A 16,640-nucleotide genomic window follows, 5' to 3' on the forward strand; every position below is an offset into this window, starting at 1 on the left:
TCCTCCTTCGTCGGCCGACAGCTTGTGTCCCGCGTCACGTTAATTTGCTGTAGCAAAATCGTCAACAGTTGCAAACAAGGATGCTACGGCAATGCGCTACGTTTGCTTCATGACAGCAGTGGGGACGCTTGCCGATCAGGCGTATCGCCAAGTTCGTGACGAGATCGCCAACGGCCGGCTGGTGGCGGGTGAGAAGGTGACCGAGCGCGGCATGGCCGAGCGGCTGGCGATCAGCCCGACCCCGGTCCGTGAGGCGCTGCGCCGGCTCGAGCTCGACGGGCTGATCGAGCGGATCGGCCCGCGCACAGTCCTGGTCGCCACGATCCGCGACGCCGCCATCGACGACCTGGCCGAGGTCGAGGTCGGCCTGCGCGGCCTGGTCGCCCGGTTCGCGGCCCGGCACGCCACCACCGACCAGCTCGACGCGCTCGACGACATCCTCGACCGGGCCGACGACCTGCTCATCCTGGTCAAAGAGGCGCAGAACCAGGGCAAGCGGGTCGAGCGTTATCTCGGCGAGCTGTTCGAGACGATCCAGCGGTTCAACGATGCCGTGATGGCGTGCGCCCACAACCCGGTGCTGGCCCGCATGGTCGAGCAGAGCCGGGTGTTCACGCTTCCCGAGCGCCGCTTCGTGGTGCTCCGGAAGGTGGCCGAGACCGGCACCTGGGGCATGGACCGCTACTCCAGCCACCGCAAACTGGTCCGGGCGCTCCGTGACCGCGACTCGGCCACCGCCGAGCAGATCGCGCTGGCCGACGTCCAGGGTGGCCTGGCGGCTCTGCGGGAGGCGATGTGACCGGCGCCGTCCACCGCATCGCGGTCATTCCCGGCGACGGGATCGGTCAGGAGGTCGTCCCGGCCGGGCTGGCGGCGTTGCGGGCCACGGCCGAGCGCTTCGACCTGCGGCTGGAATTCGACAGCTTCGACTTCGCCAGCGCCGGCTACTGGCAGCGGCACGGCACGATGTTGCCGCCCGACTGGGAGCAGACGCTGCGCGGGTACGACGCGATCTACTTCGGCGCGGTCGGCTGGCCTGAGGTCGTACCCGATCATGTCTCGCTCTGGGGCAGCCTCCTGCAGTTCCGCCGCACCTTCGACCAGTACGTCAACCTGCGCCCGTGCCGGCTCATGCCGGGCGTGCGCAGCCCGCTGGCCGGCCGCGAACCGGGCGACATCGACTTCGTCGTGGTGCGCGAGAACACCGAGGGTGAATACTCCAGTGTGGGTGGGCGCATCTTCGAGGGCACCGACCGCGAGACCGTGCTGCAAGAGACGGTGATGACCCGGGTCGGCGTCGACCGGGTGCTGCGCTTCGCCTTCGAGCTCGCCGCTCGCCGCCCCGCGCGCCATCTGACCTCGGCCACGAAGAGCAACGGCATCAGCATCACCATGCCGTACTGGGACGAGCGCGTCGCGGCGACGGCGGCGCACTATCCCGGCCTGCGCACGGACAAGTTCCACATCGACGCGCTGGCCGCCCAGTTCGTCCTGCACCCCGACTGGTTCGACGTGGTCGTGGCCAGCAACCTGTTCGGCGACATCCTCTCCGACCTGGGCCCGGCCTGCACCGGCACGCTGGGCATCGCCCCGAGCGCCAACATCAACCCCGACCGCGCCCACCCGAGCCTCTTCGAGCCGGTGCACGGCTCCGCGCCCGACATCGCCGGCCGCGGCATCGCCAACCCGGTCGGCCAGATCTGGTGCGGCTCGATGATGCTCGACCACCTCGGCCACCCCGAGGCCGCCGCCCACCTGCTCGGCGCCATCGAAGACGTGCTGGCCGCCGGTCCGTCGGGCGCCCCGCTGACCCCCGACCTGTACGGCACAGGCACAACCGCCGAACTGGGCGAGACGATCGCGGCGAGGGTCCGCGAGCGGTGAGGGCAGACGCGCTTCCCTTGTGGACTCCGCGACGACCGTGGCGACCCCGGGGAATCTAGAGTCGCGCCGTGGCCTATCTCCTCGACAACCAGCAGTCCGAGGCCGGGGAGCGCTTCGGCGCCATCAACCGGATGTTCAACCGCCGCACCTTCGACCGCCTCGACCAGGTCGGCATCGGTGCCGGGTGGCGGGTCTGGGAGGTGGGCGCCGGCAGTTCGAGCGTGCCCGCCTGGCTGGCCGGCCAGGTCGGCCCCGACGGCGAGGTGCTGGCCACCGACCTCGACACCACCTGGCTCGACGCGGACGCGGGTTTCACAACGCTGCGCCACGACGTGGCCGCCGAGCCGCCGCCCGGGGAGGGCTTCGACCTGGTGCACTCCCGCATGGTGCTGCTCCACGTGCCCGGCCGCGACCAGGCCCTCGCCTCGATGATCCAGGCGCTCCGGCCCGGCGGGTGGCTGGTCCTGGAGGACATCGACCCCCTCATGCAACCTTTGAGCTGCCCCGATGTGTACGCGCCGGAGCACCGCCGAGCCAACAGGCTGCGCGAGGGCTTCCGCACCCTGCTCGCGTCCCGAGGCGCCGACCTCGCGTACGGCCGCCCCGCCCCGCGCCGCCTCCGCGAAGCCGGCCTGACCGAGATCGAGGCCGAGGGCTACTTCCCGCTCTCGATGCCCGACTGCGCCGTCCTCGAAGCCGCGACCATCCGCCAGATCCGCGACGACCTGATCGCCCGCGACCTGGCCACCGCGACCGAGATCGACGACCACCTGGCCTACGTGGCCACCGATCCGGGCCAGTTCGCCACCTCGGCCATCATCACCGCCTGGGGGCGAAAGCCGCTCTAGCCCTTCGGCCGCGGGAACGGAAGCCGCTTTGTCTCTATCGCCGCGCGGGTGTGTAGGCCGTCGCGATCCTGAGTTCGCGAACCGCCGGGCTGGCCAGCGGCACCGCGGCCGCGAGGGCGCCGAGCACGGCCAGGCCGGCCGCCACCGCGGTGACGCCGAGGTGGTCGACCGCGGCGCCGCCGGCCAGGTAGCCGATCGGCACCGGGATCAGATGGCCGAGCGTGTTGTACGACTCCACCCGCGAATGCACCTCGTCCGGCAGGCTCAGCTGGAGATACGTCGACCAGCTCACCAGGGCCAGGTCCACGCAGAAGCCGGCCACCGCGGCCGTCACCGCCAGCACCGGGACGCCGCCGCCCAGCGCCAGCGCGACCGGGAACAGGCCGGCCGCCGCGTAGTTGGCGCACGCCACCAGCCCCACCCGGTCCGGCGGCCGCAGCACCGACACCACCGACCCGGCGACCAGCCCGGCCGAGAAGGCCGCCGCGATCAGGCCCCACGCCGCCGGCCCGGCACGCACCGGGCCGAGCAACTGGAACGCGACCAGCCACACGCCCACCCCGACGCTGCCCTGCGCGGTTATCCACCGCAGCCAGCGCCGCGACCAGAACTCCCGCCACCCGAGCCGAAAATCGCCGGTCGAGGCACGGGGCACCGGCGCCGTGACGGAAGCAGCGACCGAAGCCGTGACCGGCGCCGTGACCGAAGCCGTGACCGGGACCGTGACCGAAGCCGGGGCCAGCGCTGTGACTGGGACCGTGACGGAAGCCGGGACCAGTGCTGTGACCGGGGCCGTGACCGGAGCCGGGACCAGTGCGGTCACCGAAGCCGGGACCGGCGCCGCGACCGGGGCCGGGACCTTGGCGATGATCGCCGCCGCCAGCACGAAGGACAGCGCGTTCCCGGCCAGCGCCCACCCCGGGTTGACCACCGAGACGAGCAGGCCGCCCAGCGCCGGCCCGGCGACCTTGGTGGTGTTGCGCGCGACCCGCTGCAGGGCCGTGGCCTGCCCGATCAGGCGGGCCGGCACCAGCGTCCGGATGGCGCCCTGATGGGCCGGAACGCTGAACGCGGCCGCCGTGCCGGTGACGAACGCGGCGCCGACCGCCTGGCCCACCGTCGCCACCCCGGCCAGCACCAGCACCGCGAAGACGCCCTCGCCGGCCGCGGCGACCAGGCTGCTCCAGATCAGCACCCGTGCTCGTGAGACCCGATCGGCGACCACCCCGCCGACCAGCGTGAACAGCAGCTGCGGCACGGTCGCCGCGGCGAGCACCCAGCCCAGCGCCGACGCTGTGCCGCCGAGGTGGAGCACGGCGAACGCCATGGCCACCGGCGCCATCGCCGAACCGGCGCTGGACACCAGCCTCGCCGACCAGTACCGCCGGTAGGCCGGGTACCGGAAGGCGAGATCCACGTAGGGCGACGCTAGGCGGGCCGGCGCCGGCTACCGGGCAACTAGTGCGAACGCGCAGAGTTCTCGGTGACAGATTCCACAATGGTGGTCTCGGCCGGGCGGGGGCGCCAGCCGAGCGTCTTGGCGCGGCCGTTGTGGATGATCGGGCCGTCCACCGGCGTACGCGAAACCGGCTTTCCGCGCAGGACGTCGGCCACCTCGGCGAAGCTCCAGGTCGGGCCGTCGGACACACAGATGAAGCGCCGGCCGCCGGCGTCGGGCGCGGCCATCGCCCGCAGGTGCAGGTCGGCCACGTCGCGCACGTCGGCGATGCCGAACCGGCGGTCGGGCAGGCCGTCGACCGTACCCTCGCGAAGGGCTTTGATCAGGTACATCGAGGAGCCCAGGTCGGTGGTCAGCGCCGGCCCGAAGATCGCGGTCGGGTTGACCGACACCAGGTCGAGGCCGCTGTCCCGGGCGAAATCCCAGGCCGCACGTTCGGCCACGGCTTTTGAGCGCGGGTACGCGGCGAGGCCGGGCGTGTCCGGGTCGGTCCAGTCGTCCTCGGTGAATTCGGCCACCGTCCCGGGCGACGACGCCACCGCCCCGGGCGACGACGCCGCCGGCTTGGGTGAGTAGCCGATCGCGGCGAACGACGAGGTGAGCACCACCCGGCGTACCCCGGCCCGGTGGGCGGCACGCAGCACCCGCAGCGTGCCGTCGCGGGCGGGCACGATCAGGTCGTCGGGGTTGTCCGGCTGGACGACCGGGATGGGCGAGGCGACGTGGTGCACCTCGGCGCATCCGGCCGCGGCCGCGGCCCAGCCGTCGTCGGACCTCAGGTCGGCCTCGACCACCGTGAGCGCGGTGTCGTCGGCGCCATCCCGGCGGACGGCGGCGCGTACCCCGGCCTCGCGGGCCATCGAGCGGACCGTGGTGCGGACCTGGCGCCCGTCGCGCAGCAGGGCCGCGATCACGTGCGTGCCGACATACCCGGACCCGCCGGTGACCAGAACCAAACTCTCAGCTGTTGTCATGCACTCAGCGCACCAAACCTCAAGCGCCTGAGGTCAAGCAAGCTGCTATGTTGAACACGTTCAACTAATGGAGTGAGCTGTGATGGATCGCTTGACCGGGCCCGGCTGGCTGGCGCTGCACATCGTGGTGGCGGTCGGCGTGCTGCTGTTCGTGCCACTCGGGCTGGGTGCGCTCGGCCGGGGCCGCCGGCTGGCCCGGTGGTGGCCGGTCGTGGCCGTACCCGCGGTCGTCGCCCTGTTGTTGCCGCGCGGGCTGCTCGCCGCCCTGCTCTGCGTGCCCTACCTCGCCGCCACCCTGGCCGTGCCGGTCGTGCTGCGGCGCGACCGGCTCGCCGCCTTCGCCGCGGCGTGCCTGCCGGTCGCCGCGTCCGGTCTCCTGGCCGAGCGCGGCGGCTATGCCCTGCTGGGTTATCCCGCGGGGGTGCTGGGCCTGACCGCGGCCCACTTCCACGTGGCCGGCTTCGGCGCGATGCTGCTGCTGTCGCTGGCCTCGGCCCGGCGCCGCTGGCTCGCGCCGACCGGCGTGGCCCTCGTCGGCGCGGGCTTCCTGATCGGCCGGTTGTTCGGCCAGCACACCGGCGACGTGGTCGAACTGGTCGGAGCGGGCGTGCTCAGCGCGGCCCTGTGGCTGGCGCTCGCCGCTCGCGCCCGCCTTCTGTTCGGGCTGAGCGTCGTGACGATGGGGCTGGCCCTGCTCTACGCGGCCGGCCAGGTCTTCGACATCCCACACCTGAACCTGACCTGGATGGTCCTGACCCACGGCGTGCTGAACGCGGCCGCCGTCCTCACGGCGCTCGTGGTGGCGTGGGCCGGCCGCCCGCAGACGTGGTCGTCACATCGCTGGTCGCATCGGGTCGGCGACTACGACGCCGCGTCGTCCGCCCTCCTCGGCTGGGAGATGCACCGCCGGGCGGGCGCCTGGGTCGAGCCGTCCACCCCGCCCGCCGCGGTCGGCCAGCGCATGATGTCGTCGCTGGGCGTCTGGCGGCTGCGCGTGCCCGAGCCGTGCGAGGTGACCGAGGTGGTGCACACCGCCGACCGCACGGTCATGCACTACCGGGCGCTGCCCGGCCACACCTTCGAGGGCGACGAGCGGTTCAGCGTGGTGCGCGCGCCCGGCGGCGAGACGCGGCTCGAGGTGGAGGTGCGGTCTCGGCCCTCGTTGTTGATCGCGAGGCTGGCCGGCCCGCTGGTGCCGGCGGCGCAGTGGCTGTTCATCTTCCGGTGTGCGGCCGTCCTGCGTCATCGCGTTCCGTCCGTCCGGACTGAACGGGCGTAGCGGCCGGGGGAGCTAGACCGGGTTCTGAGATGCGGCCTGGTCCAGCACGCGCCGATCGTCCGGCAACCGCCGCGTGTGGCCGCGCTTGTCGAGCAGTTCCAGCAGCGGCACGGCCACCCGGCGGGTGGTGTTGAGGGCCTTGCGGGCGTCGCTCAGGGTGAACGGCTGGGGGATTGTCGCGAGCGCCCGGGCGGCGGCCTCGACCGCGTCGGGCGCCAGCACCACGGCGTCGCCCAGGCGCAGCAGGGCCCCGGTTCGCACGGCCGCCGCGATCTGCCGCGGGCCCAGGCCGACCTCGGCGAGCCGGGCGGCCTCCGGCGCCGCGAACGGGTTCTCCGCCAGGTCGGCGCGGATGAGCGCGACGGCCTGGGCGACCGGCGCTGGAAGGTCTCCGGCGCCCGGGCGGGCGATGCGGCCGTTGCGGTAGGCCAGCGGCGGGCTCACCAGGGCCTCGACCAGGGCGCGGTCCGGCAGGTCGAGTGCCCGGCGCAGTTCCTCGACCGGCATGCCCGGCTCCAGCGGATGCCGCTTTGAATAGGCCGTCACCGCGGTGATCAGTGCTTCGCCCAGCGAGGACCAATGCGCCGGGTCGGCCAGCCAGTCGCCGGTCACCGGTGTCATCGCGGCCGGCACGCCCATCCGCCGGAGGTCGGCTCGGCGCACCAGCAGCCGGCGGCGGACCTCGTCACGCTCGTCCGGGCGACCGTCCATCGTGGCCAGTTCGGTTGCCCGGGCCGCCGCGGCGCCACGCCGGGCCAGGGCGGGCGGGGCCACGTCCAGCACCGTCACCCCGCCCATCAGGCGGCGCAGGCCGGGATCGCGCAGCAGCGCCCGATCGCCCGCCCGCAGCGGCAGGGGACGGTCGAGCCGCAGCCGCACGGTGTCCGGGCCGAGCGGCCGCACCCGCACCGGCACGGACGCGGCGCCGATGTGCAGGGTCCCGGTCCGGGGCAGGTCGTGGGCGTCGTCACCGGTGACACGCACGTCGATCAGGTCGGCGGCCCCGAACTCGCCCGGCGTCAGCAGCGCCGTGCCCCGGCCGGCGTCGGTCGGCTCGACGCCGCGCAGGTTGACCGCCACCCGGGCCACGGCCACCACCTCGTCGATGGCCCGGCCGAGCGACTGCAACCCGCGCACGTGCACCGCCCGGCCGTCGCTCAGGGTGAGTTCGTCGCCGACCCGGATCCGCCCGGCGCCCAGCGTGCCGGTGACCACGGTCCCGCTGCCGCGAATGGTGAACGCCCGGTCGGCCCACAATCGCACCGGCGCGTCCAGGTCGGGCTCCGGCAACGCGGCGACCAGCCGGTCGAGCGCCGCCACGAGGTCGGGCAGCCCTTCGCCGGTCGCGCCGCTGACCGCGACCGCGGCCACCTCGCCCAGGGACGTGGCGGCCACTTCGGCGCGAGCCTGAGCGATGGCCGGGCCGGGATCGGCGAGATCACTGCGGGTGACAACGATCAAGCCATGGCGTACGCCCAAAGCATCCAACGCGGCCAGATGCTCCGCCGACTGCGGCATCCACCCGTCATCCGCCGCCACCACGATCATCGCGGCCGGCACCGGCCCCACCCCGGCCAGCATGTTCGGCACGAAGCGCTCATGCCCCGGCACGTCGACGAACGCCACGGTCTCGCCCGACGGCAGTTCGGTCCAGGCGAAGCCGAGATCAATGGTCATCCCGCGCCGCCGCTCTTCAGCCCACCGATCAGGCTCCATCCCGGTCAGCGCCCGGACCAACGTCGACTTCCCATGATCCACATGCCCGGCCGTAGCGACGACGTGCACCTCAAACCACCCCGTCCCGGCCCTGCTCTGAGCACCTCGACGCATCACTCGGTTTGAGGACGGCGAGCTGCACGGCCGAAGCCGGATGGTTGCAGGCCGCCGTGGCCGCGGACCGGTGGATCCCGGCGGAAGGAAATACGCCGGGTGGGTGAGCGCCGGGCGGGACCGTCTCGGGCGAGACGGCCGGGTGGCGGTGGGGGACGAGGCCGGGCGGGCGAGTGGCGGGCGGGACGACTTCGAGCGAGACGGCCGGGTGGTGACCTCGGACGGGGTGCATGTCAGACCGCCCGGATGGCGGCGGCCAGGACGGTGTCGGACGCGGGCGGGATGCACCGGAGGTCCAGGAGGAGCCGGCCGTCCTCGACGCGGCCGATGACCGGTTGGGCGCCCAGGCGGAGGGGGAGCGCGTACCGCTCGGGAAGGGAGACCGCCCACGACGGTAGGGAGACGCCGGGTGCGCCGCCGCCGCCCACGACGGCCTGGCATTTCGTGGCCGCGGCGTCGAGGCCGTCGGCTGTCAGTGACTCGGCCAGGGTGACGGCACGTGAGTGCAACTGCGACGGGTCGGCTCGCAGCGCGTCCCAGGTGGGGGTGCTCGCGGCGCGCAAGGTGGCAGCCAGGGCGGCCAGGGTCAGCTTGTCCACCCGCAAGGCGCGGGCCAGGGGGTGCCGGCGCAGGCGGGTCACCAGGTCGTCGCCGCCGAGCAGCAGGCCCGCCTGGGGACCACCCAACAGCTTGTCGCCGCTGGCCGTGACCAGGTCGGCGCCGGCGCGCAGGGCGGTGGCGGCGTCCGGCTCGTCGGGCAGCAGGGGGTCGGGCGCGAGCAGGCCCGATCCGATGTCCACGACCACCGGAGCGGGCAGCGTGGCCAATTCGGCCACCGGGACGGCCGAGGTGAAGCCGGTGACCACGAAGTTCGACGGGTGCACCTTGAGCACGAAACCGGTGCGGGGGCCGATCGCGGCGGCGTAGTCCGCGAGGGACGTGCGGTTGGTGGTACCGACCTCGTGGAGCAGGGCGCCGGTCGAGGCGAGCAAGTCGGGCAGCCGGAAGCCGTCGCCGATCTCGACCAGCTCGCCGCGGCTCACCACGATCTCGCGGCCGGCGGCCAGTGCGGTCGCGGCCAGCACGAGCGCCGCCGCGCCGTTGTTGACCACGTGCACCGCGCCGGCGTCGGGGACGGCGGCCGCCAGCGCTGCCATCGCGTCGCGGCCGCGGCGGGCCCGGCGTCCGGTGGCCAGGTCGAGCTCGACGTCGGTGTAGCCGGCCGCCGCGACCAGCGCGTCCACGGCCGCGGGGGAGAGCGCGGCCCGGCCCAGGTTCGTGTGGAGGATGACACCGGTGGCATTGAGTACCGGCCGGGGGCCCGACAAGGTGAGGGCCGACCAGGCTTCCCGGGCGACGTCCTCGGGTGCGATCTCACCGCGCCGGGCGCGCGCCTGGGCCGCCGTGACCGCATCCTTGACCACCGCCCGGCCGAGCGACTCCGACGCCGAGGCCAGCAGCGGGTCGGCGAGCACGGCGTCGGTGCGCGGGATCCCGCGACGCGGATCCGTGGTGGCGTGACTCAAGCGCACTCCCGGGCAGGCTGGGCACCGCGCGGAGCCTGGACGAGCGCTCCAGCAAGGTCGGCGGTGACGGCGGAATGGGTCGGCGGTGACGGCGGGAGGAAGGGGTGGGCGGTGACAGCGGAAGGAAGAGGTCGGCGGTGACGGCGGGAGAAAGGGGTCGGCGGAAGGAGCGGGTGTGTGAGGGGACAGGGAGCGGAGGCGGACGGGAATCGAACCCGCCCGGCCCGGATCCCGGGCCGCACCGATTTTGAAGATCGGGAGGGGCACCAGCCACCTGAACGCCTCCGTGGGAAAGGGTATGCCACAGTCGATGGGTGACGACCGAACCTCGCCGGTTGACCGGCTACGCCCACGGTGGCGGCTGCGCCTGCAAGATCCCCCCGGGCGAGCTCGAGGCGGTGGTCGCCGGCCTGAAACAGCCCGACACCGGTGACATGAACGGTGAACTGCTGGTCGGCCTGGATGACGGCGACGACGCGGCGGTGGTCCGGCTGCAGAACGGCGTCGCCGTGGTGGCCACGGCGGACTTCTTCACCCCGGTGGTGGACGATCCGTACGACTGGGGGCGGATCGCGGCGGCCAACGCGCTGTCCGACGTCTACGCCATGGGCGGGACGCCGGTCGTGGCCGTCAACCTGCTGGCCTGGCCGCGTGACCTGCTGCCGATGGAGATGGCGGCCGAGGTGCTGCGCGGCGGGCTGGCGGTCGGCCGGGCGGCCGGGTGCCACGTGGCGGGCGGGCACAGCGTGGACGACCCGGAGCCCAAGTACGGCATGGCCGTCACCGGTGTCATCGACCCGGACCGGATGCTGCGCAACGACGCCGGCCGTCCGGGCGTACCGCTGACCTTGACCAAGCCGCTGGGAATCGGCGTGCTGAACAGCCGCCACAAGTCCACCGGCGAGGTGTTTCCGCAGGCCGTGGCCGCGATGACCACCCTGAACCGGGACGCCGCCCGAGCCGCCCTGGCCGGCGGCGCTACTTGTGCCACCGATGTCACGGGCTTCGGCCTGCTCGGCCATCTGCACAAACTGGCCCGGGCGAGCGGAGTCACCGCCCACCTCGACGCCGGCCGGGTGCCCTACCTCGACGACGCGCGGCAGGCGTTGGCCGACGGCTATGTCTCCGGTGGCACGAAGCGGAACCTCGACTGGGTCCGCCCCCACCTCGACCCGGGCGCCATCAGCGAGGACGAGCTGCTCCTGCTGGCCGACGCGCAGACCTCGGGCGGCCTGCTCGTGGCCGGTGAGCTGCCCGGGCACCCGGTGATCGGCGAGCTGAGGGAAGCCCGGCCGGACGGTGTCACAATTCAGGTGCGTTGACGCGGATGCCCCGGTGAAACCGAGATAAACGCCACCCGCGCGCCCGATCAGGAACTGTTCTACGGTGGTTCCGTGGGAGTCCGGACGTGGATCGAGGGCTGGCCGGTCTATCGGCAGCTCACCGGCACGGACCCGCTCGGCCGCGGCGCCGCCGCCCAGTCGGAGCGGAGCCGGTCGTTGACCGCCCGCACCGAGACGGCCGATTCGGTGGCGAAGTCCGTGTGCCCGTACTGCGCGGTCGGGTGTGGCCAGCGCGTCTTCGTCAAGGACGGCGAGGTCGTCCAGATCGAGGGCGACCCGGACAGCCCGATCTCCCGCGGCCGGCTGTGCCCCAAGGGTTCGGCCAGCAAGAGCCTGGTGACCAGCGACCGCCGCCAGCAGAAGGTGCTCTACCGGCGCCCGTACGGCACCGACTGGGAAGAACTCGACCTGGCCACCGCGATGGAGATGATCGCCGACCGGGTGGTCGCCGCACGCGAGGCGACCTGGGAGGACTCCGACGGGGACGGGCGGCCGCTGAACCGTACCCTCGGCATCGCCAGCCTCGGCGGGGCGACCCTCGACAACGAAGAGAACTACCTGATCAAGAAGCTCTTCACCGCGGTCGGCGCGCTCCAGATCGAGAACCAGGCGCGCATTTGACACTCCGCCACCGTTCCCGGTCTGGGAACCAGCTTCGGCCGTGGCGGGGCCACCGGATTCCTCCAGGATCTGGCTAACGCGGACTGCATCATCATCCAGGGCTCGAACATGGCCGAGGCCCACCCGGTCGGCTTCCAGTACGTCGTGGAGGCCAAGAACCGCGGGGCCAAGGTCATCCACATCGACCCCAGGTTCACGCGTACGAGCGCCCTCGCGCACTCCTACGTGCCCATGCGCGCCGGCGCCGACGTGGCCTTCCTCGGCGGCATCGTGAACTACATCCTCAGCAACGAGAAGGATTTCCGCGAGTACGTGCTGGCCTACACCAACGCCGCCACGCTGGTCTCCGAGGACTTCCAGGACACCGAGGACCTGGACGGGCTGTTCTCCGGGTACGACGAGGAGCTGCACACCTACCACCAGGCCAGCTGGGCGTACCAGGGGCAGGAGGAGCAGGCGCAGTCGCACGGCGAGGCGCATGCCGACCGGTCCACCGCGTCCGGCCTGGAGCAGGAATCGCACGGCCCGCCCGTGCCCCAGGACCATCCCCGGGACGACACGCTGCAACATCCGCGCTGCGTCTACCAGGTGCTCAAGCGGCACTTCGCCCGGTACACGCCGGAGCTCGTCGAGCGGCTCTGCGGCGTACCCCAGGAGAAGTTCTTGGAAGTCTGTGAGGCGTGGACGTCGAACTCGGGGCGGGAGCGGACCACCGCGCTGGTGTATTCGGTCGGCTGGACGCAACACAGCACCGGCGTGCAGTACATCCGCACCGGCGCGATCATCCAGCTGCTGCTGGGCAACATGGGCCGGCCCGGCGGCGGCGTGATGGCGCTGCGCGGGCACGCCAGCATCCAGGGCTCGACCGACATCCCGACGCTGTTCAACCTGCTCCCCGGCTACCTGCCGATGCCGCACCACTCGCAGCACGAGACCTACCAGGACTGGGTGGACGCGATCCGGCACCCCGACCAGAAAGGCTTCTGGGCCAACGCCGAGGCCTATGCGGTCAGCCTGCTCAAGGCCTACTGGGGCGAGGCGGCGACCAAGGACAACGACTGGGGGTACGGCTGGCTGCCGCGCCTGACCGGCGACCACGGGACGTACCAGACCGTGCTGGACATGATCGACGGCAAGGTGAAGGGCTACTTCCTGCTCGGGCAGAACCCGGCCGTCGGCTCCGCGCAGGGCAAGGCGCAACGGCTCGGCATGGCCAACCTCGACTGGCTGGTCGTCCGCGACCTGTTCATGATCGAGAGCGCCACCTTCTGGAAGGACGGCCCCGAGGTCGCGACCGGCGAGATCGTGCCGGAGACCTGCCGCACCGAGGTGTTCTTCATGCCGGCCGCCTCGCACGTCGAGAAGGAAGGCACGTTCACACAGACACAACGGATGTTGCAGTGGCGCGAGAAGGCCGTCGAGCCGCCCGGCGACTGCCGCTCCGAGCTGTGGTTCAGCTACCACCTCGGCCGCCTCGTCCGCGAGCGGCTGAGCGGGTCGACGCTGGCCCGGGACCGCGGCATCCAGCGGCTGGCCTGGGACTATCCGCTGGGCGGGGCGCGCGGTGACGAGCCCGAGGCCGAGGCCGTGCTCAAGGAGATCAACGGGTACGCCGTGCCGACCGGCGAACCGCTGTCGGCGTTCACCGAGCTGAAGGCGGACGGGTCGACGGTCGGTGGCTGCTGGATCTACACCGGGGTCTTCGCCGGTGGCGTCAACCAGGCCGCCCGGCGCAAGCCGCACACCGAGCAGAGCTGGGTCGCGCCGGAATGGGGCTGGGCCTGGCCGGCCGACCGCCGCACGCTCTACAACCGGGCCTCGGCCGACCCGGACGGCAAACCGTGGTCGGAGCGCAAGAAATACGTGTGGTGGGACCCGGACGCCGGCGACAACGGCGAGTGGACGGGTTTCGACGTGCCCGACTTCGAGAAGACCAAGCCGCCGTCCTACCGCCCGCCCGACGATGCCACCGGTGTCGCGGCCATCTCCGGCGACGACCCGTTCATCATGCAGGGCGACGGCAAAGGCTGGCTGTACGCGCCCAGCGGCCTGATCGACGGCCCGATGCCCACGCACTACGAGCCGGCCGAGTCGCCCGTGCGCAACCCGCTCTACGGGCAGCAGGCCAACCCGACCCGGATGGTGTACGACCGGCCGGACAACCCGACGAACCCGAGCGCCACCGAGCGGCACGCCGAGGTGTACCCGTACATCTTCACCACCAGCCGGCTGACCGAGCACCACACCGCCGGCGGGATGAGCCGGCAGCTGGCCTACCTGTCCGAGCTCCAGCCGGAGATGTTCGTCGAGGTGTCACCCGACCTGGCCCGCGAACGCGGTCTCGCCCACCTGGGCTGGGCCCACGTGATCACCTCGCGTTCGGCGATCGAGGCGCGGGTGATGGTGACCGACCGGCTCGCGCCGCTGCGCATCGAGGGCCGCCGGGTGCACCAGATCTGGCTGCCGTACCACTGGGGCAGCTCCGGCCTTGTCACCGGTGACTCGGCCAACGACCTGGTCGGGATCGCGCTCGACCCGAACGTGCTCATCCAGGAGAGCAAGGTCGGCACCTGTGACATCCAGCCCGGCCGCCGCCCGACCGGACCAGAACTTCCGGCGTACGTTGACTCGTACCGTCAACGGGCCGGCCTCGGCCCGGACCACCGCACACCGATCCTGACCACCGACCCGCCTGAGGGGGACTCAGATGCCGTTTGATCCCGCCCTCGACGCGGGCCATGTCGACGCGCCGCCGCGCATGGGCTTCTTCACCGACACCAGCGTCTGCATCGGCTGCAAGGCGTGCGAGGTCGCCTGCAAGGAGTGGAACCTCGTACCCGACGACGGTTTCGACCTGCTCGGGCAGTCCTACGACAACACCGGCGGGCTGACCGCGAACTCGTGGCGGCACGTCGCGTTCATCGAGCAGTCGGCGTCGTCCGCCTCCACCTCTGGCGCGGCCCCATCCGGCGCGGCCACCGGGACGCCGGGCGCCTTTGCCGGCCTGCCGACCGGCCCGTCGGCGAGCGCGCAGACCGCGACGGTCGCGGCTCAGACCGGTCATGACACCGGCACGGAGCCGGGCCTGCCGCCGGCGGTCGACGCCCTGGCCGCCGCCGGCAGCACCCAGTTCCTCGGCATGCCCGGTACCGACCTGCCCGGCCGCACGATGGACGCGCCGCGAACCGACTTCCGCTGGCTGATGATGTCCAACGTGTGCAAGCACTGCACCCACGCCGGCTGCCTCGACGTGTGCCCGACGGGCGCCCTGTTCCGCACCGAGTTCGGCACGGTCGTGGTGCAGGAGGACATCTGCAACGGTTGCGGCTACTGCATTCCCGCCTGCCCGTACGGCGTGATCGACCAGCGCAAGGACGACGGCCGCGCGTGGAAGTGCACGCTCTGCTACGACCGCATCGGCGACGGCCTCACACCGGCCTGCGCCACCGCCTGCCCGACCGAGTCCATCCAGTACGGCGAGCTCGACGAGCTCCGGGCCCGGGCCGCCGAACGCCTCACGCGGCTTCAGGACCAGGGCGAAACCTCGGCCCGCCTGTACGGCCACGACCCGGACGACGGCGTCGGCGGCGACGGCGCTTTCTTCCTGCTCCTCGACGAACCCGAGGTGTACGGCCTGCCACCCGACCCGGTCGTGGCCACCAAGCACCTGCCCGCGATGTGGAAGAAGGCCGGGCTGGCCGCGCTGACCATGGTCGGGGCGGCCGTGGTCGCCTTCGCCGGGCGGCGCCCATGACCGCCTCCGACAAGAGCCGCGACGCCTCCGCCGTGCCGCCGCCGTGCCGTGACACCTCCGCTGTGCCCCCGCCGGGCCGCGACGTCTCCGCCGTGCCGCCGCGGGGCCGTGACGTCTCCGCCGTGCCGCCGCGCGGGCGCGGAGGGCGGCGCCGTCGCGGCGCCGAGCGGTCCATGGTTCCTGAGGCCGACTTCAAGTCCTACTACGGCCGGCCGATCGTCAAGGCGCCGGTGTGGCGGCACGACATCGCCGCGTACCTGTTCACCGGCGGGCTGGCGGCCGGCTCCGCCCTGCTCGCCGCCGGTGGTGACGCGACCGGCCGCCCCGCCCTGCGCCGCGCCGGCCGGCTCACGGCTCTCGGCGCCGTCGGGGCGAGCGGCTACTTCCTGGTCAACGACCTCGGCCGCCCCGAGCGCCTCCTGAACATGCTGCGGGTCGCGAAGCCCACCTCGCCGATGTCCATGGGCACGTGGATCTTCAGCGCGTTCAGCCTCGCCGCCGGGGTGGCGGGCGCCGCCGAGGCCGCGCCGCTTCTGCCCGAGCGAGGTGTGCTCGGCCTGGCCCGCAAGGCTTTGCCACCGCTGGGTACGGCCGGCCAGTGGGCCGCCGCCGTGACCGCGCCCGCCCTGGCCACGTACACCGCCGTGCTCCTGTCCGACACGGCCACCCCGAGCTGGCATGCCGCGTACCCCGACCTGCCCTTCCTCTTCGGTGGCAGCGCCCTGGCCAGCGGCGCCGCCGTGGGCCTCATCGCCGCGCCGACCACCCAGTCCGGCCCCGCCCGCCGCCTGGCCGTCGCCGGCGGCGCGCTGGAGCTGTACGCCGGCCACCGCGTCGAGGAGTCGCACGGCCTGCTCAGCGAGCCCTACCGCCAGGGCCGCGCGGGTCGCCTGCTCAAGGCGGCCCGCTGGCTGACCGCGGCCGGCATGGCCGGCGCCGTCCTGGGCCGCCGCAGCCGGACGATCTCCGCCCTGTCCGGCGCGGCCCTGCTGGCGGGTTCCCTGGCCACCCGCTTCGGCGTCTTCGAGGGCGGCGTGGCGTCGGCCAAGGACCCGCGCTACACGGTCATCCCGCAGAAGGAGCGACTGGCGGAGTCTGACGGCGGAGACCGCTCCTGACCAG

12 protein-coding genes and 1 tRNA gene are annotated in these 16,640 nt (G+C 72.9%); 8 read left to right on the forward strand and 5 right to left on the reverse strand.

What is annotated here, in order from left to right; genetic code table 11:
- Positions 1-109 precede the first annotated feature (109 nt).
- From AB0O15_RS19055 to AB0O15_RS19065, 3 genes are all read left to right on the forward strand, one after another.
- A complete protein-coding gene (locus AB0O15_RS19055; protein WP_364320014.1) occupies positions 110-799 on the forward strand; it encodes a GntR family transcriptional regulator in 690 nt (229 codons plus the stop codon).
- Complete coding sequence (locus tag AB0O15_RS19060; RefSeq protein WP_364320016.1) at positions 796-1,884, forward strand: tartrate dehydrogenase; 1,089 nt, start codon at positions 796-798, stop codon at positions 1,882-1,884. The genes AB0O15_RS19055 and AB0O15_RS19060 overlap by 4 nt, the downstream gene beginning before the upstream one ends.
- A 68-nt stretch (positions 1,885-1,952) precedes the next feature.
- Positions 1,953-2,732 carry a methyltransferase domain-containing protein gene (locus AB0O15_RS19065; RefSeq protein WP_364320017.1) on the forward strand — a complete coding sequence of 260 codons (780 nt, stop codon included), beginning with the start codon at positions 1,953-1,955 and terminating at the stop codon, positions 2,730-2,732.
- A 34-nt stretch (positions 2,733-2,766) separates the two neighbouring features.
- On the opposite strand, the gene AB0O15_RS19070 is transcribed toward AB0O15_RS19065, so the two are convergent.
- Both AB0O15_RS19070 and AB0O15_RS19075 read right to left on the reverse strand, forming a co-directional pair.
- Positions 2,767-4,149 carry an MFS transporter gene (locus AB0O15_RS19070; RefSeq protein ID WP_364320018.1) on the reverse strand — a complete coding sequence of 461 codons (1,383 nt, stop codon included), beginning with the start codon at positions 4,147-4,149 and terminating at the stop codon, positions 2,767-2,769.
- 41 nt (positions 4,150-4,190) lie between these two features.
- Complete coding sequence (locus AB0O15_RS19075; RefSeq protein WP_364320020.1) at positions 4,191-5,165, reverse strand: NAD-dependent epimerase/dehydratase family protein; 975 nt, start codon at positions 5,163-5,165, stop codon at positions 4,191-4,193.
- Positions 5,166-5,247: 82 nt separating this feature from the next.
- Here AB0O15_RS19075 and AB0O15_RS19080 point away from each other — a divergent pair, with 82 nt between their 5' ends.
- The gene (locus AB0O15_RS19080; protein WP_364320022.1) at positions 5,248-6,444 is read left to right on the forward strand and encodes a YndJ family transporter; all 1,197 of its coding nucleotides are present in this window, start codon (positions 5,248-5,250) and stop codon (positions 6,442-6,444) included.
- A gap of 12 nt (positions 6,445-6,456) precedes the next feature.
- Here the strand turns inward: AB0O15_RS19080 and selB are convergent, their stop codons facing one another.
- From selB to AB0O15_RS19095, 3 genes are all read right to left on the reverse strand, one after another.
- Entirely contained in the window at positions 6,457-8,229 is a 1,773-nt protein-coding gene (selB, locus tag AB0O15_RS19085; protein WP_364320024.1) for a selenocysteine-specific translation elongation factor, read from the reverse strand.
- 278 nt (positions 8,230-8,507) lie between these two features.
- Entirely contained in the window at positions 8,508-9,800 is a 1,293-nt protein-coding gene (selA, locus tag AB0O15_RS19090; protein WP_364320026.1) for an L-seryl-tRNA(Sec) selenium transferase, read from the reverse strand.
- Positions 9,801-9,993: 193 nt separating this feature from the next.
- Positions 9,994-10,086, reverse strand: a tRNA-Sec gene (locus tag AB0O15_RS19095).
- A gap of 28 nt (positions 10,087-10,114) precedes the next feature.
- On the opposite strand from AB0O15_RS19095, the gene selD reads away from it, so the two are divergent.
- The 4 genes from selD to nrfD all read left to right on the forward strand — a co-directional run bounded on the left by selD (position 10,115) and on the right by nrfD (position 16,636).
- Positions 10,115-11,122, forward strand: coding sequence for a selenide, water dikinase SelD (gene selD / locus AB0O15_RS19100; RefSeq protein WP_364320028.1), 1,008 nt, complete (start codon positions 10,115-10,117; stop codon positions 11,120-11,122).
- Between the two features lie 72 nt (positions 11,123-11,194).
- Positions 11,195-14,482 (forward strand): formate dehydrogenase, encoded by a 3,288-nt coding sequence (gene fdh / locus AB0O15_RS19105; protein ID WP_364320030.1) that lies wholly within the window; start codon positions 11,195-11,197, stop codon positions 14,480-14,482.
- Positions 14,472-15,518, forward strand: a complete 1,047-nt coding sequence (locus tag AB0O15_RS19110; RefSeq protein ID WP_364320032.1) for a 4Fe-4S dicluster domain-containing protein — start codon at positions 14,472-14,474, stop codon at positions 15,516-15,518. Before fdh ends, AB0O15_RS19110 begins: the two co-directional genes overlap by 11 nt.
- Positions 15,519-15,691: 173 nt before the next feature.
- Positions 15,692-16,636: an NrfD/PsrC family molybdoenzyme membrane anchor subunit gene (gene nrfD, locus AB0O15_RS19115; protein ID WP_364320486.1), complete on the forward strand. Its 945-nt coding sequence runs from the start codon at positions 15,692-15,694 to the stop codon at positions 16,634-16,636.
- Positions 16,637-16,640: the final 4 nt, after the last annotated feature.

The organism is Actinoplanes sp. NPDC089786 (assembly GCF_040684855.1).
Taxonomy (GTDB): domain Bacteria; phylum Actinomycetota; class Actinomycetes; order Mycobacteriales; family Micromonosporaceae; genus Actinoplanes.

Bases quoted from the DNA above. Each gene is read 5' to 3' on its own strand.
- nrfD (WP_364320486.1), top strand. From the start codon at position 15,692: ATGGTTCCTGAGGCCGACTTCAAGTCCTACTACGGCCGGCCGATCGTC.
- AB0O15_RS19110 (WP_364320032.1), top strand. From the start codon at position 14,472: ATGCCGTTTGATCCCGCCCTCGACGCGGGCCATGTCGACGCGCCGCCG.
- AB0O15_RS19075 (WP_364320020.1), bottom strand. From the start codon at position 5,165: ATGACAACAGCTGAGAGTTTGGTTCTGGTCACCGGCGGGTCCGGGTAT.
- AB0O15_RS19080 (WP_364320022.1), top strand. From the start codon at position 5,248: ATGGATCGCTTGACCGGGCCCGGCTGGCTGGCGCTGCACATCGTGGTG.
- AB0O15_RS19055 (WP_364320014.1), top strand. From the start codon at position 110: ATGACAGCAGTGGGGACGCTTGCCGATCAGGCGTATCGCCAAGTTCGT.